The organism is Stenotrophomonas sp. SMYL89, from assembly GCF_036319985.1.
Taxonomy (GTDB): domain Bacteria; phylum Pseudomonadota; class Gammaproteobacteria; order Xanthomonadales; family Xanthomonadaceae; genus Stenotrophomonas; species Stenotrophomonas maltophilia_Q.
Genome location: NZ_JAWIRW010000028.1, coordinates 1 through 19,946 on the forward strand (window position 1 = coordinate 1; position 19,946 = coordinate 19,946).

Genomic DNA, 19,946 nt, shown 5'->3' on the forward strand with positions numbered 1-19,946 from the left:
GGTCCGGTTGAGGGGGACGCTGCAAGTACGTCCATGTAAGCTCGGTCGCCGCATCCATGCGGCTCACGCCCCCTCAACCGGACCCACCCCGCCTTCGACAGTTTTCCGCGAACTGTCGGAACGGCGTTCTGCTTTGGTGTGTGCCGACCGTTGGTCGGCACGAATGAATTCATTCGATATCTGACAGATGTGCCGACTAACGGTCGGCACCCGCCAACAGCGCACGGAATCTGTCAGAGGCGGGGCGGTTTGGGTGGGCAGGACCGTTGGCGCCATGGATGGCGCCATCGAGCCCCCATGGATGGGTTTACGGCGTGTCCTGACCACCCACACCGCCCCGCCATCCCACGGAATGCAGGCTTTTGACGTTGCTCTGGCTCTAGCTCTGGCTTCGGCAGGTGCAGGGCGCAGCCCTGCAATAAAAACCCCCTTTACCTCAGCTGGCTGTCCTTGCTGCCGCGCCGGTTGTAGCCACTGTGCGCCTGCTCTTCGTCGTCGTGCGCCTGCTGGCACGCCACGCAGAGCCGAACACCGGGTACAGCCCGGCGCCGCGCCAACGGAATCGGCGCGTCGCATTCCTCACAGTGTTCCAGACCGGGGCCCTCGCGCAGCTGGCGCCGTGCGCGGGCGATCGCATCGTCGACGGTGGCGTCAATCTGGTCCTGGACCGCGCCGTCTCCCGCCCAACCGGTGGCCATGGCCATCCTCCGCAGGTGTGTCGCCTGATATGGAGACGATACACCCCGGCAAAAAGACAGGCCTTCGTGTAGAGCCGAGCCATGCTCGGCTGCTCTTCAGGATGCCAAACAGAACGCGAATGGGTTCGATCAAGCCGATTGCGACTTAATCCCCTCCGTCCCCTTTTTTGCTTACCAGACCAGGTCGTCCGGCACCTGGAACTGCGCGTAGTAGGCATCGTCCTCGGCATTGCCGGTGGAGATCTCGGCGGTCGAGCCCGGCTGGCCGTGATCGACGATGATCGCTTCCGGCGCGCGTTCACGCACCTTCTCTGCCGCAGCGCGCGGCAGCAGGGCGTAGCCGTCGCCGTGGGCAACGATGACGAGCACACCGACCGACAGCGCCTTGCGCAGCTTGGGGTCGATCAGCAGGGTGCGGATCGCGGCGCCGTCACTGAACCGGTACTCATCGTCGCCCTTGTGGGGCACGGCGTGGGCACTGATGATCTGCCGGGCCTGGGCCTTCTGTTCAGCCTGGCGGGCCTGGGCGTTACGCTCGGCGGCCAGCGCGCGGTCGCGCTCGACCTTCTCGGCGCGGGCGCGTTCAGCCTCGCGCTGGACCTCGCCCGAGGTCGATTCGGCCTTGCCCTGGCGGGCCTTGGCCTGCGCGCTCGCGGCAGCGCTGGCCTGCGACTTCTTGGCCAGGCCGGCCTTGAGCAATTGTTCCTGCAGCGCGTTGGGCTTTGCCATGGTCGATGCGTACCGCGTGTAATCTTGGATGCCCCATTCTACCGACGCCCCGCCGCCCCTGCATGGCAGTCCTGAAGTACCTCACCGGCTATCCTGAACCCCTGGTCGCCCAGGTCAGCGACCTGCTGGCGCAGGGCAAGCTCGGCCCTTGGCTGCAGCAGCGCTACCCCGACCCGCACGAGGTGCGCAGCGACCGCCAGCTGTACGACTACACCCAGGAGCTGAAGGACCGCTACCTGCGCAAGTCGGTGCCGCTCAACAAGGTCTGCTACGACAACACGCTGGAAGTGATCAAGCACGCCCTGGGCACCCATACCGCCATTTCCCGCGTGCACGGTGGCCGCCTCAAGGCCAGCCGCGAGATCCGCATCGCCACCGTGTTCCGCCAGGCACCGGCGGCCTTCCTGCGCATGATCGTGGTGCACGAACTGGCCCACCTGAAGGAAGCCGACCACAACAAGGCCTTCTACCAGCTGTGCCAGCACATGGAACCGGATTACCTGCAGCTGGAATTCGATACCCGCCTGTACCTGACCGAGCTGGCCAACCGCGGCCAGCGCTGACCGGCCGCAGCAGCTACACTGCGCGCCCCCTGCCCGACCTGCCCGCCATGGAACCGATCCGTCTCGACAAACACCTGTCCGCCCTGCTCGGCATCCCGCGCGGCGAAGCACGGCGCTACATTGAAGGTGGCTGGGTGTCGGTCAACGGCGAGGTGGTGGAACAACCGCAGCGCCCGGTCGATGACAGCGCGGTGATCGTAGTGGCGGAGCAGGCCAGCGATGAAAAGGCCGAACGGGTAAGCATGCTGTTGAACAAGCCGGCCGGTGTCGCCGCCGAAACCCTGTGCACGCTGGTCAGCAGTGACAGCCGCAGCGAACTCGACGCCAGCGATATCCGTCCACTGCAGCGGCATTTCCACGGCCTGCAGCTGGCCGCATCACTGCCTGCGGCTGATAGCGGCCTGGTCGTGGTCAGCCAGGATCCGGCCACGCTGGCGCATCTGCAGCGCAATCTGGGCCGCACTGAGCAGGAATACCTGATCGAAGTGGCCGAGGGCGGCCCGGAGCGTGGGCCATGGCTGATGGCGCGTTTGCAGCAGGAGGCCGGCGGCGGCAAGGTCAGCTGGCAGAGCGAACAGCGGCTGCGGTTCGCCGGCAAGGGGCTCACCGCCAAGGGCCTGCGTGCGGCGGTGACAACCGCCGGGCTGCAGGTAACCGGGGTGCGTCGGCTGCGCATTGGCCGCGTGGCGCTGGGGCCGCTGCCGCCGGGCCAGTGGCGCTACCTGGGCAGCGACGAGCGCTTCTGAGGCTCCGGGGTCAGAGCCCTTTCCCGTGGAAAGGGGTCCGCCCCCATCCGTGACGCCCGCCGGGGTCGGATCCCTTGCCGCAGGCAAGGGCTCTGACCCGGATTGATCCTGCAGATCTTCTTCCACGCATGACGTGGATCTACCATCGGGGCATGAGCCTGTCCAAGCCCTTCTGGCGACGCCTGCTGCGCATCGCTGCAATCATTCTCGCCGCGCTGTTGCTGCTGGTCCTGTCCGGCCTGCTGCTGGCCGACCATCTCACCCCGCAGGCACGGGGCACACCCTCGCTGGTGCTGCCACTGCAGCCGGCGCAGACCCGCATCGACCAGCAGATCGTGCCATTGCAGGAGGCCCATCCCGGCCAGTCCGGCGTGGCTTTCCTCAGTGATGGCATGGATGCCTTCGCCGCACGCGCGATGATCACCGCACAGGCTGGCCGCAGCCTGGACCTGCAGTACTACATCTGGCACGACGACCTGGTCGGCCACCTGATGGCCAAGGCGCTGTACGACGCCGCAGAGCGCGGCGTGCGCGTGCGCATCCTGCTCGACGACATGAACGCCAAGGACAAGGACGCCTTGATGATGGCGCTCGATGCGCATCCGAACATCGAGCTGCGTCTGTACAACCCGTTCCGCAACCGCAGCGGCATCGCGCGCACCCTGGAGCTGGTGCAACGCGCCTTCAGCGTGAACCACCGCATGCACAACAAGAGCTGGATCGCCGATGGCCGCATTGCGATCGTCGGTGGCCGCAACATCGGCGAGGAGTACTTCAGCGCGCGCGACGACGTGAACTTCCAGGATCTGGACCTGGTCGTGGCCGGGCCGGCCGTGCAGCAGGCCAACCGGATCTTCGACGACTACTGGAACAGCGGCGCGGCCATCCCGATTTCCGCGCTGGCGTCCTACACCGATGCACAGCTGCGGCAGCTGGTGCGGCAGTCGGACCTGGATGCGATGCATGCCAAGGCGCAGCCGTACCTGCAGCGCGTGGCCGAATCACGCCAGCGGCAACGGCCCAGTCCGGAACCGTTGCACTGGAGCGCGGACGTGCAGATCGCATCCGATCCACCGATGAAGCACCGCGACGATGATCGCCGCGGCTGGCTGGTCAGCACGCTCAGCGAGGAACTGCGCAGCACCCGCCGCAGTGCACTGTTGATCTCACCCTATTTCGTGCCCGGCCACGATGGCGTCGAGGCGCTTTCGACGCTGGCCGCACGGGGCGCGCAGGTTGGCGTGGTCACCAATTCGCTGGCTGCCAACGACGTGGCTGCCGTGCACGGCGGCTACATGGGCTACCGCGTGCCGCTACTGCAGGCCGGCGTGAAGCTGTACGAACTGAAGGCGCATGGCCGGCCCGATACCAGCCTGTTCGGCAGCAGTGGCGCCAGCCTGCACACCAAGGCGTTCGTGGTCGACAACCGCCGTGGCTTCGTCGGCTCGTTCAATCTCGATCCGCGCTCGGCCTATCTGAACACCGAAATGGGCGTGCTGTTCGATGACCCGGTGCTGGGCGCGCAGCTGCGCGACGAGTACCTGCGCCTGGCCAGCCCCGAGTACAGCTGGTGGCTTGCCCTGGGACAGAACGACGCGCTGCGCTGGCTGGAACGGCAGCCGCCCCCGCACTGGGTGGAGACCGAGCCCGGTGCCAGCCTCGGCAAGCGCTGGACCGCACGGGTGATCAGCTGGCTGCCGGTGGAATCGCAGCTGTAATCCTCACGGTGCCGGACCGCCCTGATCCTGTCCGGCTTCGTCCAGCGTTTCCACGCTGCGACCGTGCAGGCGCCGCCAGATCCAGCGCAGCGCATGCGGCGGCGCCGACGGCAGTTGTTCGAGCAGGGCCAGCATGCGGCTCTGGCTGGCATGTCCATGCCGGCACAGCAGGCTGGCCGCCGCTGCGGCGCTGGCCAGACGCAGGCTGTCGGCCAGTGGGCCATCGGCCTCCGGCGCCAGTGCCTGGTGCACCGGCTCGGGCAGCTCCCAGGCTGCAGCCACGCGTTGTGCCAGCGGCAACGACCACTGCTGCAGCAGCTGCAGGGCCAGCGCCGGCTCTACGGTTTCACCGCGCGCCTGCGCTTCCTGCAGCAGCTGGCGCATCACCAGCGCAGAGCCCAGCCCCTGCACCAGCCCCAGCCACTGCGCGGCGAAGGCGTCACCGAAAGTGACCGTGCGCGCGTGATCGGCCGCTGCACGCGACGCCAGCAATGCGTGTTCCCAGACGATCGTGCTGAACTGCGGGAACACGTCGCACTGCACCTGCATCACCGGCTGCACCAGCACCGCGCTGATGATCTGGCGCACGCCTTCGGTACCGACCAGGGTCACCGCCCGCTGCAGGCTTTCCACCGGCCGCTCATGCACCTTGTAGGCCGGGCTGTTGGCGATGCGCAGCAGGTTGCCAGTCAGCACCGGGTCCTGGCCGATGATGGCTGCCATCACCCGCGCCGAAGCCGCATCGTCGTTGACGGTCTGGATCAGCTGCGGCAGCAGCTGCGGGCGCCGGGGCAACTGCCGGGTCGCCCAGTCGCGGTCCTGCAGCGCGCGCGCCACCGCTTCGCCCAGTGCCGGATCCTGGACGGGGGCAGGCTCGCCGGCCAGCCGTGGGTACAGGGCCAGTGCGTGCAGGCCGCGCTGCAGGTGCGCGGCGATCTCACCGGCCTGCAGGGCCTCGCCCTGCAGGCTGGCTGCGGCAGCAGCGACGGCCTGTCGCGATACGGCCGCCAGGCGCAGCGGAGCCGCCCCGGTCGACCGCGCCAGCCAGGCGCGCAGCGATCGCCACCAGGCCGGCGTCATCGCCGCCCGCCCTGTCGTTGTGGTGCCCTTGCCGTCACTGACCGCCTGCCTCTTCACGCGAATCCGGCCACCCGCCGTCGTCGCAGCATCGGCCGCACTTTCATCTTCTTTAACCGGAAGGCCGCCGAAGTCGACGGCAGCGGCCGGGGGAATGGACTAGAATGGCGCCGCGCGACCCGTCCCCCTGCACTGACGACGTCGCTTTTTTTGTTTTGGGACCCTACCGTTCACTGGCCGTTCGTTGCAGTTCCCCGCCGTTCGCGCCATCGGAGACGCCATGCTATTCGAAACCCTCGCCACCACCGGCCACGAACAAGTGGTGTTCTGCCACAACCACGATGCCGGCCTGAAGGCGATCATCGCCATCCACAACACCACTCTGGGCCCGGCCCTGGGCGGCGTGCGCATGCGCCCTTACGCCAGCACCGACGAGGCGCTGGCCGATGTGCTGCGGCTGAGCCGGACGATGACCTACAAGAATGCCCTGGCCGGCCTCAACGTGGGCGGCGGCAAGGCGGTGATCATCGGCGACCCGAAGACGGACAAAACCGAAGTGCTGTTCCGCGCCTTCGGCCGCTACGTCGATTCGCTGAGCGGCCGCTACATCACCGCCGAGGACGTTGGCACCGACGTCAACGACATGGAGAACATCTACCTGGAGAGCCAGTTCGTGACCGGCGTGCACCAGGTCCATGGTGGCTCCGGCGATCCGGCGCCGTTCACGGCCTACGGTGCGCTGCAGGCACTGATGGCGTCGATGCGCTTCAAGTTCGGCCATGAGGAAGTGGGCAAGACCAGCATCGCGGTGCAGGGCCTGGGCCACATCGGCATGGAACTGGTGAAACTGCTGCGTGACCGCGGCGCCAAGCTGTATGTCACCGACCTGGACAGTGCGCTGGTTGATCGTGCAGTCAGCGATTTCGGTGCCGAGGCGGTCAAGCCGGACGAGATCCACGAAGTGAACGCCGACGTGTTCGCACCGTGCGCGCTGGAAGGCGCCATCAACGCCGATACCCTGCCGCGGATCAAGGCGAAGATCATCTGCGGCACCGCCAACAACCAGCTGTCGAGCCTGGAGATCGGCGACGAACTGCATGCGCGCGGCATCCTCTACGCGCCGGACTACGCGGTCAACGCAGGCGGCGTGATGAACGTGTCGCTGGAAATCGACGGCTACAACCGCGAACGTGCGATGCGCCTGATCCGCAGCATCTACCACAACCTCACCCGCATCTTCGAACTGTCGCAGCGCGAGAACATCGCGCCGCAGCGCGCAGCCGACCGCATTGCGGAAAGCCGCATCCTGTCGATCGGCAAGCTGAAGATGCCGCTGGGCCGCAGCACCCCACGCCTGGGCAACCTGCGCGGCGGCTGAGGCTGCAGACGTCGCGCCGGGAGTCTTCCCGGCGCGACCGATTCCTCAGAACCCGGTGCTGTAGCGCAACGCAGCCTGCCGCGCGCCCTCGCCACCAATACGCTGGTCAAAGCCCAGGCTCAAGCGGCCATTGCGGCCCCACCACGATTCCAGCGCCAGGCCGATCAGCGCACTGCTACGCGGCGCATTCCAGCCTGCCAGCGGCGCCCATGCATCCACGCCGACAAAACTGGCTTGCCAATCGGCGCCACCGCCGTCCAGCCGCTGCTGCCACTCGGCGTGTCCGCGCAGGGTCCACCGCCCCCATCCACGCTCGCCGCGGATGCCGGCCAGCATCTGGCTGCGCTGCACCCGGGTGGCATCACCACGCAGGCCGAAGCCGAAACCGCCCAGCTCATTGAACGCATCGGTATCGACACGCGTGGTGCTTGCACCGAGGTAGGGCGTCAACGAAGCGCCTGCGCGGCCCAGCCGATATCCGCCTTCCACGCTGGCGCTGCTGAAACGCCCGCCGTAACGCGCCGAGACACCGTAGACGCCCGCACCCAGCAGCAGCTGGCGATCCAGCGCGCGGGTGAACTGGCCACTGCCGAACTGGGCCAGCGCATAGCCTCGCCCCTGGCTCCAGCCAGCGTACAACTGTGCCTGCGCCTGGCGGTCACGCCCACGATCACCGCCGAAACTGCTGCCACCATTGCTGCGGGTCTCGCCGAAGGCAACGCCCATCAGGCCGTTGCCGCCCAGCGGCAGATCCTGTCCGGCCATCCAGCCACGGCTGTCTGCGCTGTTGCCGGCAAAGCTGCCCTGCCCGGCCTCGCCCAACGCGCTCTGCCAGGTACCCCGCAGGCGCGGGGTGGACTGTACGCGGTCGAAGCGCTCGGCAATCGCACGCCGCGACATGTCGATGCTGTCGAAGGTGGCGGCCTCGGCGCGCGCATGCGCCTGGCCGGACAGGCTCTGCAGGCTGTCGGCCAGGCCCTGCTGGCCCCCTCCGGCCCATTGCAGCGCACCGGCCGCGGCACCGAAGGGCGATCCCTGCAGGCCGGTGTTGCCGTCGAGCACTGCGAATGCGCCTTCCAGGCGCTGCGCGGCCCCCTGCGCAGATGCGCTCAGGCCGCTGGCCGCGGCGGTGACGCTGACCTGGATCACGTTCAACCACGCGTTGTTGCTGTCGTAGCCATACGTGGGTGACACCAGGGTCAGCCCCTGCAGGCCGGTGGAAGTGGCTTGGGTATTGAAGGTGCCGTTCAGGCCCCCCGCGGCGTGGATGAGATCCTGGCGCGTTCCGTTCTGCGGCACATAACCGGAGACGAAGCCATGCACACGCACACCACCATTGATCGTGGCGTTGCCGGTGACCTGCAACGCGTTGGCACCGAGCGCGATCATCAGCTGCGCGCCGGGCTGCTGGGTGTAGTTGCCCTCGATGGTGCCGGTGGTGTTGCCGGTGGTGAGGAACACGCTGCCGCCGTTGACCACGTTGCCAATCACCCGCGGCGTGCCACCGTTGAACTGCAGACCGGTGGAATCCGGGTCGGGCTGGGCGAGGATCGTCACGTTGGAACGGATCACGCCACCGTTCTGCAGCGTCAGGATGCCGCGCTCGACACGGGTGGCACCGGTGTAACCGTTGTTGCCGGTCAGCACCAGCTTGCCGTCCCCCTGCTTGACCAGGCCACCGCTGCCGGTGATGTCGTTGCTCCACGTCGAACCGGTCGAACCCGCATCCACACTGGTGGCCACATCACCCCAGTCGAAGCGGCCGGGACCATTGATCGCGCGACCGATATCGAGCAGGCCATAGCCGAACACCGGATCCACACCGGGCGCGCCGATGTCCTTGGCGGTACCCAGCAGGGTCTGCCGCACCAGATCGTTGTTGAAGTAGGGGAAGCGCTGCCAGACCAGCGCCGCCGCACCGGAGACCAGCGGCGCGGCGAACGACGTACCGTAGTTCCAGTAGTAGCTGCCACCGTTGGCATCCGGGTAGACCGCGCTGCCCGGCGCCGCCAGGCAGTAGCGGGCCGCCTGGCCGCAGGCATTCGAATAGCTGGCCAGCGCGCCCGGCGTATACGGATCCACCGCCGTGGCCACCAGCCAGCCGCGCTCCAGGTCGGCTGCCGGAAGCGTGCCTGCCACACCCTTCTGGCTGGGCAGCGCGGCCAGGCTGCTCGGCTCGCTGCGGCCGTCATTGCCGGCGGCGAACACCACCAGGCCGCCGTGGTTGATCACGAACGGCCGGTACTCGGCGGCCACCTGCGCGGTGGTGGGCAGGTCGGTCCAGTACAGGCCACCCCACGAGTTGTTCATCACCTTCACGTTGTAGCTGATCAGGTCCTGGTGGACCTGGGCCACACCCAGCGGCCCACTGAAGGCATTGCCCTGGCCACTGCCGTCATCGGTCGGCGGCTTGTCGGAAATGATCCGTGCCGAGACGATCTGAGCCCCTGGCGCGATACCGCCCGGCCAGCTTCCCACTGCTGCACCAGCAGCGAGGCTGGCCACGGCGGTGCCATGCCCGACCACGTCATCAACCCCCAGGTTGTTCCTGGCCGGATCGATGTAATTGAAGTTGGCCAGCACGCGACCATTCAAGGCCACCGCATTGCGCTGCACGCCCGAATCGACGATGCCGATGCGCACGCCCCGCCCGGTCAGGCCGGCGGCCTGTGCGGCACGCGCGTTGGTGACTGAAAGATGCGCATCAAAGGCCGGCTCCTGCGGCTTGGCCGGCGGTGGTGTCGTCGGGGGAGGCGTGGTCGGAGGTGTCGGCGTGGTCGGGGGCGGGTCGACACGCACGTTGCTGCCGCCTCCGCCGCCTCCACCACAGGCCGTCAGCGCCATCGCCAGCGCGGTTGCAAGCACAGACCTCACCATCATCTTGCGTTCCATCGATTCCTTCCCGTGAACGTTGGCCTGCCTTCATCCCGGCAGGCGTTCGGCGCCGCACACTGGCAGCCCTCCCCGACCCTCTATACTTGGGCCGACCCCCACGCAGTCTGCCGGGAAACCGGGGCGCATCCAACGGCCTCCGGTCTCCTTTCCGAACATTGCTTACGCATCAACGAGATTGCCATGTCCAACATCGTCATCGCCGCCGCCAAGCGCACCGCCATCGGCTCCTTCCTCGGCCAGTTCAACGGCGTGCCGACCCCGACCCTCGGCGCGGCCGCCATCGCCGCCGCCCTGGAACAATCGGGTGTCCCGGCCAGCGACGTTTCTGAAGTCCTGATGGGCTGCGTGCTGCCGGCCAACCTCGGCCAGGCGCCCGCCCGCCAGGCGGCGATCGCCGCCGGCATTCCGCTGTCGGCCGGTGCCACCACGCTGAACAAGGTGTGCGGCTCGGGCATGAAGACCATCATGCTCGGCCATGATCTGATCAAGGCCGGCTCGGCCAGCATCGTGGTCGCCGGCGGCATGGAATCGATGTCCAACGCCCCGCACATGCTGCCGAACTCCCGTACCGGCAACCGTTTCGGCAACTTCCAGGCGGTCGACCACATGGCCCACGATGGCCTGGTCAACGCCTACGACGGCAAGGCAATGGGCGAATTCGCCGAGTGCGCGGTGGACAAGTACCAGTTCAGCCGCGAAGAGCAGGACGCCTATGCGATCGAGTCGGTCAAGCGTGCGCAGGATGCCCAGGCCAATGGTGCGTTTGCCGATGAAATCGTCGCGGTGAAGGTCGCCACCCGCAAGGGTGAGGTCGAGGTCGCTACCGACGAGCAGCCAGGGCGCTCCGACATCGCCAAGATCCCGACCCTGCGTCCGGCCTTCAAGAAGGATGGCAGCGTGACCGCCGCCAGTTCCTCCAGCATCTCCGACGGCGCCGCCGCGGTGGTGCTGCTGACCGAAGAGGACGCTGCCGCGCGAGGCATCACGCCGCTGGCCCGCATCGTCGGCCACGCCACTCACTCGCAGGAACCGGAGTGGTTCACCACCGCCCCGATCGGCGCGCTGCACAAGCTGCTGGACAAGACCGGCTGGACGCTGGACCAGGTCGATCTGTTCGAAATCAACGAAGCCTTCGCTGTGGTGGCGATGGCCCCGATGCGCGAACTGGGCATCCCGCACGACAAGCTCAACGTGAATGGCGGCGCCTGCGCACTGGGTCATCCCATCGGTGCCTCCGGCGCACGTCTTGTGGTGACCTTGGTCAACGCTCTGCGCACGCGTGGTGGCAAGCGCGGCATTGCCACCCTCTGCATCGGCGGCGGCGAAGCAACGGCAATCGCCATCGAATTGATTTAAAAAGATTTAACGATGATTTCGCAAAAATGAATGCGGGATCGCTTGACACCCAATATTGGCTTGTCATCATGTTGTCGGCGCGCAGCATGCGCGTTGCCTAATTCTAACGACGAGGATTTACACAATGAGCATCAACAAGCTGCTGGTCGCGATGTCCCTGGCTCTGGCCCTGGCCGCCTGCTCGAAGCAGGAAGCTGCCCAGGACGCCGCTGCTTCGGCCAACGAAGCCGCCACCGAAGCCCAGGCTGCTGCCGACCAGGCCGCCGCTGCTGGCGCCCAGACCGCCGACGCTGCCCAGCAGGCCGCTGACACCGCCGCCACCGCTGCTGACGCTGCCACCGACGCCGCTGCCCAGACCGCCGGTGCTGCCACCGACGCTGCTGCCGGCGCTGCCGCTGACGCTGCCAAGGCTGCTGAAGGCACCGCTGAGAAGGCCAAGGACGCTGCTGAAGAAGCCAAGAAGTAATAACTTCTTTCTTCACGCTGTTCTGGAAAAGCCGCTGGTTCGCCAGCGGCTTTTTCTTTGCGTGGACGCCGGCGATCAAGCCCCTGCATCGCGACCCGGTCTTCACAACGGCATGAATAGGCTGGCGTCCCCATCCATTGCAGTGCCGGAGACCGCCATGAAGATTCGTCCGATCACCACCACCCTGCTGGCCGCCTCCCTGCTGCTGGCCCTGGCCGCCTGCAAGGGCCCGGAAGCTGAACAGGCCAAGCAGGACGCGCAGCAGGCCGCTGACAGCGCCGGCGCTGCCGCCCGCGACGCCGTCGACAAGGCTGCTGCCGCCACCCGCGAAGCCGCCGACAAGACTGCCGCCGCTTCCGAGCAGGCCGCCGCCGATACCCAGCAGGCGCTGGACAAGGCCGCAGACGCCACTGCCAACGCCGCCGACAAAGCCAAGGACGCCGCGACCGACGCCGCTGCGCATGCCAGCGACGCCACCGCCAACGCCGCGCAGAAGGTCGCCGACAAGGCCCGTGATGTCGCCAATGACGCCAAGGCCAACGCCGCCAAGGAAGAAGCCAAGCACTGAGGCCTCCGCGTTCGCCGGGTATGACCCGGCGCTACCAGCCAGCCGAGCATGCATCGGCTCGGCGCCACAGGAAAAGCCGCGGCACTGCCGCGGCTTTTCGCTTTTCGCTCTCCGCTTTTTCTGTTGATTCCGTGGTGCACGGCACGGAAACCGTCCAAGGCCACGCGGGTGGGTTGCGCAGGGGTGTCCGCGGCATGGATGCCGCGGCCAAGCCCCCAAGGACGTATTCACGGCGGCCCCTGCGCGACCCACTCGCGCGGCCACCGCCGATATCAGCGCCCACCACGAGGGGCTCCGCCGTTGGCCGCTCCCTACGGCAGCGCGCGCGCCAGCATCACCGACAGATCCAATCCCGCCGGCAGCGTCCCGAATGCCAGCCCGTGCTCCCCGTCCAACCGGCTGCGCACGAACGCCTCCGCCATTGGACTGCGCGCACGCAGCAGCAGCGCCGCCTGCAGCAGCAGCGCAGTGCGCTCGCAGAACAGCCGCGCCTGCGATTCCTCAGGCGCTGGCGCCGCTGCCCAACGCTGAAATGCAGCTGCATAACGCGCATCGAGATCAGCCACCGCGGCCAGCTCGCTGCGCAATGCCGCCATTGCTTCCGGCTCGCGTGACATCGCGCGCAGGACGTCCAGGCACTGGATGTTACCGCTGCCTTCCCAGATCGAATTCAACGGCGCCTGGCGGTACAGCCTCGGCAGCATCGACTCCTCAACGTAACCCGCACCGCCCAGGCATTCCTGCGCTTCGTTGACGAAGGACGGCGCGCGCTTGCACAACCAGTACTTGCCCAGTGCAGTCCCCAGCCGCGCCAACGCGGCTTCGCTGGCATCCTCGCCGGCGCGATCCACCGCCCGCGCGATGCGCATCGCCAACACGGTTGCCGCTTCCGACTCCAGCGCCAGATCGGCCAGCACGTTGGCCATCAGCGCATGCTCCACCAGCAACTTGCCGAAGGTACGCCGATGGCGTGCATGATGCAGCGCCTGCACCAGCGCCATGCGCATTTCCGCGGCCGCACCCAGCATGCAGTCCAGGCGGGTCATCATCACCATGCCGATGATGGTCGTCACGCCACGCCCTTCTTCGCCCACACGCCATGCCTGCGCGCCACAGAACTCGACCTCGCTGGACGCATTGGCCCAGTCGCCCAGCTTGTCCTTCAGCCGCATCAGCCGGAATGCGTTGCGGTCGCCGTCGGCCAACCGGCGCGGCATCAACAGGCAGGTCAGCCCGCCCGGCGCCTGCGCCAGCACCAGGAAGCCATCGCACATCGGCGCGGAGAAGAACCACTTGTGGCCGACCAGGCGATAGCGTTCGCCATCGATCGGCTCGGCGCGCGTGCTGTTCGCACGTACATCCGAACCGCCCTGCTTCTCGGTCATGCCCATGCCCAGCGTGATGCCGGCCTTGTCCGCCACGGGAACATCACGCGGGTCGTAGACCGGCGTGGCGGCCTTGCGCGCCCATTCGGCCAGGTGCGGCTGCGACTGCAGCACCGCCACTGCCGCATGAGTCATGGTCAAGGGGCAACTGGTGCCGGCTTCGGCCTGGTGGTGCAGATAGCTCAGTACCGCACGCGCCACGTGCGCGCCGGGCTGCGGCTCGTGCCAGGACAATCCCGCCACGCCATGCTGCTTCGCGGCGGCCATCAGCTGGTGGTACGCAGGGTGGAACTCCACCGTGTCGATGCGATGGCCCTGCGCATCGTGCGTGCGCAGCCGCGGGCGATCACGGTTGGCGTCGAAGCCAAGCCGGTACAACTCGTCGCCGGCCAAGGCCCCGTACACCGCCAGGCGTGGCGCGAAGGCACCCGCACCCTCGCGCTGCACCGCCTCCATCAACGCCACATCGTCGGTCCACAGCTGGCGGCCCGCGAACGGGGGCGGTTGGTTCAGCACCACATGGGTTTCAAACGGCGCGCTGCTGCTGAAGCTGGGTCCACTCATCCGGTCCATCCTGGCGGCAAGAAGTGTGCGGTCCGATTGTGCCGCATGCCCCGCCAAGCCCGTGTTCAGGCCGGTTCTCACCGCGTGCACGAGACGCACGCCACAGTGGCCGCATGGCAGGCAATGATGATCTGGTGGTGCTGCGCCCGGAAGGGCTGTACTGCGCAGCTGGCGATTTCCATATCGATCCGTGGCGCCCGGTCCCGCGCGCGGTCATCACCCATGGCCACGGCGATCACGCGCGCCCGGGCATGGGCGAGTACCACTGCAGCGCACGCAGCCTGCCCATCCTGCGCTGGCGCCTGGGTGATGTGCCGGTGCAGGCGCATGCCGAAGGCGTGCCCTTCCGCCTGGGCCAGGTGCAGGTATCGCTGCATCCTGCCGGCCATGTGCTCGGCTCGTCGCAGGTGCGCATCGACGATGGCGAACAGGTCTGGGTGGCGTCCGGTGACTACAAGCGCCAACCGGACCCGACCTGCACGCCCTTCGAAGTGGTGCCCTGCGATACGTTCATCACCGAAGCAACGTTCGCCCTGCCGATCTACCGCTGGCCGGACACGCCTGCGGTGGCTGCGGAAATCGTGGCGTGGCGCCGCGAATGCGAACAACGTGGCGAAGCGGCGATCCTGCTGTGCTATGCACTCGGCAAGGCGCAGCGGGTGCTGGCCGAGCTGTTGCCACTGGACGACCGCCCGGCCTGGCTGCATGGCGCGATCGCCAATGGCGTGGCCGTCTACCGGCAGGCCAGCATTCCGATGCTGGAGACGCTCACCGTCGCCGAGCAGGGGCGCCAACCCGATGCCGCAGGCCAATTGATCCTCGCCCCTCCTTCGGCGGCCGGCACGCCGTGGATGCGCCGCTTCGGCCGCCATCAGCTCGGCTTTGCCTCGGGCTGGATGCAGCTGCGCGGCAATCGGCGGCGACGCAACGTCGACCGTGGCTTCGTCATTTCCGATCACGCTGATTGGCCCGCGCTGCTGCAGACCATCGAACAGACCGGCGCGCGGCGGGTCATCGCCACCCATGGCAATACCGATGCGTTGATTCCGTTCCTGCGCGAGCGCGGCGTGGCGGCTGAAGCCTTCCGCACCGATTTCGGGAGCGAGGAATGAAGAGCTTCGCCGCGCTCTACCAGCGCCTGGACCGCAGCACCGCCACGCTGGACAAGCGTGCGGCGCTGGTCGACTACTTCCGCCAGGCGCGCGCGCATGACGCGGCGTGGGCGCTGTACCTGCTCAGCGGCGGCAAGGTGGGCGGCGCACGCCGGAAGATCGCCGCCAGCGGCGAACTGCGCGCGTGGGTGAGCGAGGAATCGGGCCTGCCGCCATGGTTGGTGGAGGACAGCTATGCGCAGGTGGGCGACCTGGCCGAAACGTTGACCCTGCTGCTGGATGACCCGGCGCAGGTTGCCCCCGACCGCCCGCTGGCCGACTGGATCGAACAGCACCTGCTGGCCGTCGCCAACCGGCCGGAGGAGGAACGCCGGGCCGCCGTGCTCGCGGGGTGGCGACAATTGCCGGCCAGCGAACGACTGGTGTTCAACAAGCTGCTGACAGGCGCCCTGCGGGTGGGTGTTTCGCAACGTCTGGTACAGCAGGCGCTGGCCGAATGGTCTGGTCTGGACATCGCACGCATTGCCCAGCGCATGCTCGGCGAGTGGGTGCCCTCGCCGGGTGTGCTGTCCGAGCTGCTGTCGCCGGACGAGCTGCCATCGGACCGGCAGCAGCCCTACCCGTTCTTCCTCGCCTCGCCGCTCGAAGGCGACCCTGCCGAGCGCCTCGGGCCCATCGACGACTGGCTGCTGGAGTGGAAATGGGACGGCATCCGCCTGCAGCTGCTGCGCCGTCGTGGCGAGGTGGCGCTGTGGTCCCGCGGCGAGGAACGACTGGATGGCCGCTTCCCCGAGATCGAGCACGCAGCGCTGGCGCTGCCGGAGGGCTGCGTGCTGGACGGTGAGCTGCTGGCATGGGACGAAGCCGGCAACCTGCCGCGCGCGTTCACCGCGCTGCAGACCCGCATCCAGCGCCGCAAGCCGGGCGCGGCGACGTTGCGCAATACGCCGGTGCGCGTACTGGCGTACGACCTGCTGGAACGCGAGGGCGAGGATCTGCGCGGGCTGCCGCTGCAGCAACGGCGCGCCCACCTCGCCGAGGTCATCGGTGCGCTGGATGATGCGCGGATCCAGATTTCCCCCGACGTCGCAGCGGACGACTGGCTGCAGGCCGCCGCGATGCGCGATGTCGCACGCGAACGCGGCGTGGAGGGGTTGATGCTGAAAAGGCGCACGTCCCCCTACCAGTCCGGACGCCGCCGCGGTGACTGGTGGAAATGGAAGGTCGATCCGCTCACCCTCGATGCGGTGCTGCTGTACGCACAGGCCGGCCATGGGCGGCGCAGCACGCTGTACACCGACTACACCTTCGGGGTCTGGGACGGCGACACGCTGGTGCCGGTCGCCAAGGCCTACTCGGGCCTGGATGACAAGGAGATCCTCGCGCTCGACCGCTGGATCCGCGCCAATACCCGCGAGCGCTTCGGCCCGGTGCGCAGCGTGCGTGCCGAGCAGGTGTTCGAGCTGGGCTTCGAGGCGGTCAACCGCAGCTCACGGCACAAGTCAGGCATCGCCGTGCGCTTTCCACGCATCCTGCGCTGGCGCCACGACAAGCCGGCCAGCGAGGCCGACCAGCTCGCCGCCCTGCAGGCCCTGGCGCGATGACCCGCAACCAGGCGCTGCGCAGGCTGGAGGACTGGTTCGCCGCTCGCGGCTGGCGTTCGCTGCCGTTCCAGCGCGCGATGTGGCGTCACTATCTCGCTGGCGAATCCGGCTTGCTGCATACGCCTACGGGCAGCGGCAAGACACTGGCGATGTTCGGTGGGCCGCTGCTGCAGGCGATGATCGATCCGCTGCCGTCCCCTCGCCGCGCCAGTGCAGTGCGGCCACTGCAGGTGCTCTGGGTGACGCCGCTGCGCGCACTGGCCAGCGACACCGCGCGCGCACTGCAGGCGGTGGTCGACGGACTGGGACTGGGCTGGCGGGTCGGCCTGCGCAGCGGCGATGCCAGCAGCCGCGAGCGACGACAGGCACGCGAGGGGCGCGTCGACGTGCTGGTGACCACGCCGGAATCGCTGGCGCTGCTGCTGAGCTATCCCGATACGCTGCCGCGCATGCGCCAGTTGCGCTGCGTAGTGGTGGACGAATGGCACGAACTGTTGGGCAACAAGCGTGGGGTGCTGCTGCAGTTGAACCTGGCGGTGCTGCGCGATACCGCAACTTCGTTGCAGCTATGGGGGCTGTCGGCCACCCTGGGCAATCTGCCCCAGGCCCGCGACGTGCTGCTGCCTGACCAGCCGGACGCACCGATCGTGCAGGGCGTTCGCCCGCGCGCGATCACCGTGCGCAGCCTGCTGCCGGAACCCGGCGAACGTTTCCCGTGGGCCGGGCACCTGGGGCTGGCACAGCTGTCGCGCGTGCTGGATGCGCTGATGCAGGCGCGCAGCAGCCTGCTGTTCACCAATACCCGTGCCCAGGCCGAGTTGTGGCACCAGGCATTGGCGGCGGTCTGGCCAGAAGACGCCGATACGCTGGCACTGCATCACGGCTCGCTGGACCCGGCACTGCGCCAACAGGTGGAGGATGGCCTGCGCGCAGGCAGGCTGCGTTGCGTCGTCGCCACGTCCAGCCTCGACCTGGGCGTCGACTTCCCGGAGGTCGACCAGGTGCTGCAGCTGGGTAGCCCGAAGGGCGTTGCACGGCTGCGCCAGCGTGCCGGGCGTGCACGCCACCGCCCCGGCGCCCGCGGCGCCATCCTGTGCATCCCCAGCCATGCGCTGGAGCTGGCCGAGTACGCCGCAGTGCGCCGCGCACTGGCCGAAGGCGTGGTCGAAGCACGCAGGCCGCCGACGCTGTCGCTGGATGTACTGGCCCAACATGCGGTCAGCCACGCACTGGCCGGCGGCTTCGACGGTGACGCGCTGCTGGCGCAGGTGCGGCGTACGCATGCCTTCGCGTCGCTCAGCGATGCCTCATGGCAGGCCGTGCTGACGTTCATCGTGCAAGGCGGCCAGGCCCTGGCCCAGTACCCCGATTTCCACAAAGTCGTGCGTGACGCCGATGGCTGCTACCGCATGCACGACCGTCGGCAGGCGCTGCGGCACCGGTTGTCGATCGGGACCATCAGCAGCGATGGCAGCGTGCGCGTGCAGTTCCTGCGTGGGGGCGGCCTGGGCGCGGTGGAGGAGCAGTTCGCCAGCCGCCTGCGTCGCGGCGACCGCTTCCAGTTCGCAGGACGCCTGCTTGAACTGGTGCAGCTGCGCGACATGACTGCGTTCGTGCGGCTGGCGCGCGGACGCGGTGACGGTGCGGTGCCGCGCTGGCAAGGGGGCCAGCTGCCGCTGTCGAAGGCGCTCGGCCGCGAACTGGAAGCGGTACTGTCCGGTTGCGATGACAGCGCGGAATCGCGCTGGCTGGCGCCACTGCTGGCATTGCAGGCACGCCTGTCGGCACGGCCCGGTGCGGATCATCTGCTGCTGGAAGACGTGAGGCGCCGCGACGGTCAGTACCTGTTCGTCTATCCCTTTGCCGGCCGCCACGTGCACGAAGCGTTGGCGGCACTGTTGGCGCTGCGCTGCACCCGCCAGCAACGCAACAGCATCGGCTATGCGGTGAACGATCACGGCCTGGTGCTGGCGCCGGCGCAGACCATCGATCTGGATACGGCGCAATGGCGCGCGTTGTTCAGCAACGACCGGTTGCTGGATGACCTGCGCACGGCGGTGAACCTGGGCGAACTGGCGCGACGCCAGTTCCGCGGCATTGCGCGCGTGGCGGGCCTGCTGGTACCCAGCCTTCCCGGTGGCATGCCACGGTCACTGCGCCAGCTGCAGGCGTCCGCCGGCCTGCTGTACGACGTGCTGCGCGAACACGATCCGGATCACCTGCTGCTGGCGCTGGCGGAACGTGAAGTGCTGTACGACAGCCTCGACCTGCCGGGGCTGCAGCAGGTACTGGAGCGCATCGGCACGCAACGGTTGTCGGTGCAGCGCCCTTCATCACTCACGCCACTGGGCTTTCCGCTGTGGGCCGAACGCCTGCGCGGCCAGTTCAGCAACGAAGACTGGCGTACACGCGTACAACGCGCGGCGCAGCAGCTGGAGCGCCGCCATGGCCGATGAACTGCCGCTGCGGCTTGCCGGAGAGTCCGTGGTTCTGCTTGGCGCGCGTGCGCTGTACTGGCCCGCGCGGCAGGCACTGCTGATCGCAGACCTGCACCTGGGCAAGGCCGATGTGTTCCGCCGTGCCGGCATCGCGCTGCCCAGCGGCGGCACCGGCGAAGACCTGCAACGCCTGCAGCGGCTTCTGGACCTGCATGCCTGCCGCGAATTGTGGATCCTGGGCGACATCCTGCATGGACCGGCGCATCGCGCCGCGTGGTACCAGCAGTGGCTGGGATGGCGCGAACGCAACGCATCGCTGGACGTGCACGTCATTCGCGGCAACCACGACCGGCAGCTACCGCATGCACATCTGCAGGTTCAGATCCACGATGACGTACAGCTGCCACCGTTCCTGCTTCGCCATGAGCCGGCGCCCGATGCAGCGTTGCACGTGATCGCAGGACATCTGCACCCGCAGATCGCTCTGGCGCCCCTGCGAAGGCGCTTCCCCGCATTCTGGTTGCGTGACCGGACGACGATCCTGCCGGCATTCTCCGCATTCACTGCCGGAATCGTGCCTGTGCCCGCTCGCGGCGAACAGATGATCGCCTGCGTGGAAAGCAGCCTGGTGGAACTGCCGGTCGCCTGA

At 68.0% G+C, this 19,946-nt stretch carries 16 protein-coding genes; 11 read left to right on the forward strand and 5 right to left on the reverse strand.

Annotated features, from left to right (window positions below; genetic code table 11):
* Positions 1-431: 431 nt before the first annotated feature.
* Together V3B41_RS19590 and V3B41_RS19595 are read right to left on the reverse strand one after the other, a co-directional pair.
* The gene (locus V3B41_RS19590) at positions 432-698 is read right to left on the reverse strand and encodes a DksA/TraR family C4-type zinc finger protein (protein WP_049430538.1); all 267 of its coding nucleotides are present in this window, start codon (positions 696-698) and stop codon (positions 432-434) included.
* A 171-nt stretch (positions 699-869) separates the two neighbouring features.
* The gene (locus V3B41_RS19595; protein ID WP_049430503.1) at positions 870-1,427 is read right to left on the reverse strand and encodes a DUF2058 domain-containing protein; all 558 of its coding nucleotides are present in this window, start codon (positions 1,425-1,427) and stop codon (positions 870-872) included.
* Between the two features lie 62 nt (positions 1,428-1,489).
* Here V3B41_RS19595 and V3B41_RS19600 point away from each other — a divergent pair, with 62 nt between their 5' ends.
* The 3 genes from V3B41_RS19600 to V3B41_RS19610 all read left to right on the forward strand — a co-directional run bounded on the left by V3B41_RS19600 (position 1,490) and on the right by V3B41_RS19610 (position 4,454).
* A complete protein-coding gene (locus V3B41_RS19600) occupies positions 1,490-1,990 on the forward strand; it encodes a M48 family metallopeptidase (protein ID WP_049430504.1) in 501 nt (166 codons plus the stop codon).
* A 47-nt stretch (positions 1,991-2,037) separates the two neighbouring features.
* A complete protein-coding gene (locus V3B41_RS19605; RefSeq protein ID WP_049430505.1) occupies positions 2,038-2,736 on the forward strand; it encodes an RNA pseudouridine synthase in 699 nt (232 codons plus the stop codon).
* A gap of 128 nt (positions 2,737-2,864) precedes the next feature.
* Positions 2,865-4,454 carry a phospholipase D family protein gene (locus V3B41_RS19610; protein WP_049430507.1) on the forward strand — a complete coding sequence of 530 codons (1,590 nt, stop codon included), beginning with the start codon at positions 2,865-2,867 and terminating at the stop codon, positions 4,452-4,454.
* 3 nt (positions 4,455-4,457) lie between these two features.
* Here V3B41_RS19610 and V3B41_RS19615 read toward each other — a convergent pair whose 3' ends face one another.
* Positions 4,458-5,534 (reverse strand): HDOD domain-containing protein, encoded by a 1,077-nt coding sequence (locus V3B41_RS19615; protein ID WP_049430509.1) that lies wholly within the window; start codon positions 5,532-5,534, stop codon positions 4,458-4,460.
* Positions 5,535-5,811: 277 nt separating this feature from the next.
* On the opposite strand from V3B41_RS19615, the gene V3B41_RS19620 reads away from it, so the two are divergent.
* Positions 5,812-6,909: a Glu/Leu/Phe/Val dehydrogenase dimerization domain-containing protein gene (locus tag V3B41_RS19620; protein ID WP_049430511.1), complete on the forward strand. Its 1,098-nt coding sequence runs from the start codon at positions 5,812-5,814 to the stop codon at positions 6,907-6,909.
* 45 nt (positions 6,910-6,954) lie between these two features.
* Here V3B41_RS19620 and V3B41_RS19625 read toward each other — a convergent pair whose 3' ends face one another.
* Complete coding sequence (locus V3B41_RS19625; protein WP_049430513.1) at positions 6,955-9,801, reverse strand: autotransporter serine protease; 2,847 nt, start codon at positions 9,799-9,801, stop codon at positions 6,955-6,957.
* A gap of 183 nt (positions 9,802-9,984) precedes the next feature.
* Between V3B41_RS19625 and V3B41_RS19630 the strand changes: the two genes are divergently transcribed.
* The 3 genes from V3B41_RS19630 to V3B41_RS19640 all read left to right on the forward strand — a co-directional run bounded on the left by V3B41_RS19630 (position 9,985) and on the right by V3B41_RS19640 (position 12,194).
* A complete protein-coding gene (locus V3B41_RS19630; RefSeq protein WP_049430515.1) occupies positions 9,985-11,160 on the forward strand; it encodes a thiolase family protein in 1,176 nt (391 codons plus the stop codon).
* 124 nt (positions 11,161-11,284) lie between these two features.
* A complete protein-coding gene (locus V3B41_RS19635; protein WP_005410581.1) occupies positions 11,285-11,626 on the forward strand; it encodes a hypothetical protein in 342 nt (113 codons plus the stop codon).
* A 157-nt stretch (positions 11,627-11,783) separates the two neighbouring features.
* Positions 11,784-12,194 carry a hypothetical protein gene (locus V3B41_RS19640; RefSeq protein ID WP_006461120.1) on the forward strand — a complete coding sequence of 137 codons (411 nt, stop codon included), beginning with the start codon at positions 11,784-11,786 and terminating at the stop codon, positions 12,192-12,194.
* Positions 12,195-12,505: 311 nt separating this feature from the next.
* On the opposite strand, the gene V3B41_RS19645 is transcribed toward V3B41_RS19640, so the two are convergent.
* Positions 12,506-14,143, reverse strand: coding sequence for an acyl-CoA dehydrogenase family protein (locus V3B41_RS19645; protein WP_049430517.1), 1,638 nt, complete (start codon positions 14,141-14,143; stop codon positions 12,506-12,508).
* A 113-nt stretch (positions 14,144-14,256) separates the two neighbouring features.
* Here V3B41_RS19645 and V3B41_RS19650 point away from each other — a divergent pair, with 113 nt between their 5' ends.
* From V3B41_RS19650 to pdeM, 4 genes are read left to right on the forward strand one after another with little or no spacing between them, the layout of a single operon-like run.
* The gene (locus V3B41_RS19650; RefSeq protein ID WP_197633572.1) at positions 14,257-15,255 is read left to right on the forward strand and encodes a ligase-associated DNA damage response exonuclease; all 999 of its coding nucleotides are present in this window, start codon (positions 14,257-14,259) and stop codon (positions 15,253-15,255) included.
* On the forward strand, positions 15,252-16,859 hold the full coding sequence (locus tag V3B41_RS19655; RefSeq protein WP_197633571.1) for an ATP-dependent DNA ligase: 1,608 nt from the start codon (positions 15,252-15,254) through the stop codon (positions 16,857-16,859). The genes V3B41_RS19650 and V3B41_RS19655 overlap by 4 nt, the downstream gene beginning before the upstream one ends.
* Complete coding sequence (locus tag V3B41_RS19660) at positions 16,856-19,315, forward strand: ligase-associated DNA damage response DEXH box helicase (protein WP_329861806.1); 2,460 nt, start codon at positions 16,856-16,858, stop codon at positions 19,313-19,315. Before V3B41_RS19655 ends, V3B41_RS19660 begins: the two co-directional genes overlap by 4 nt.
* Positions 19,305-19,946, forward strand: coding sequence for a ligase-associated DNA damage response endonuclease PdeM (gene pdeM, locus V3B41_RS19665; protein ID WP_049430526.1), 642 nt, complete (start codon positions 19,305-19,307; stop codon positions 19,944-19,946). The genes V3B41_RS19660 and pdeM overlap by 11 nt, the downstream gene beginning before the upstream one ends.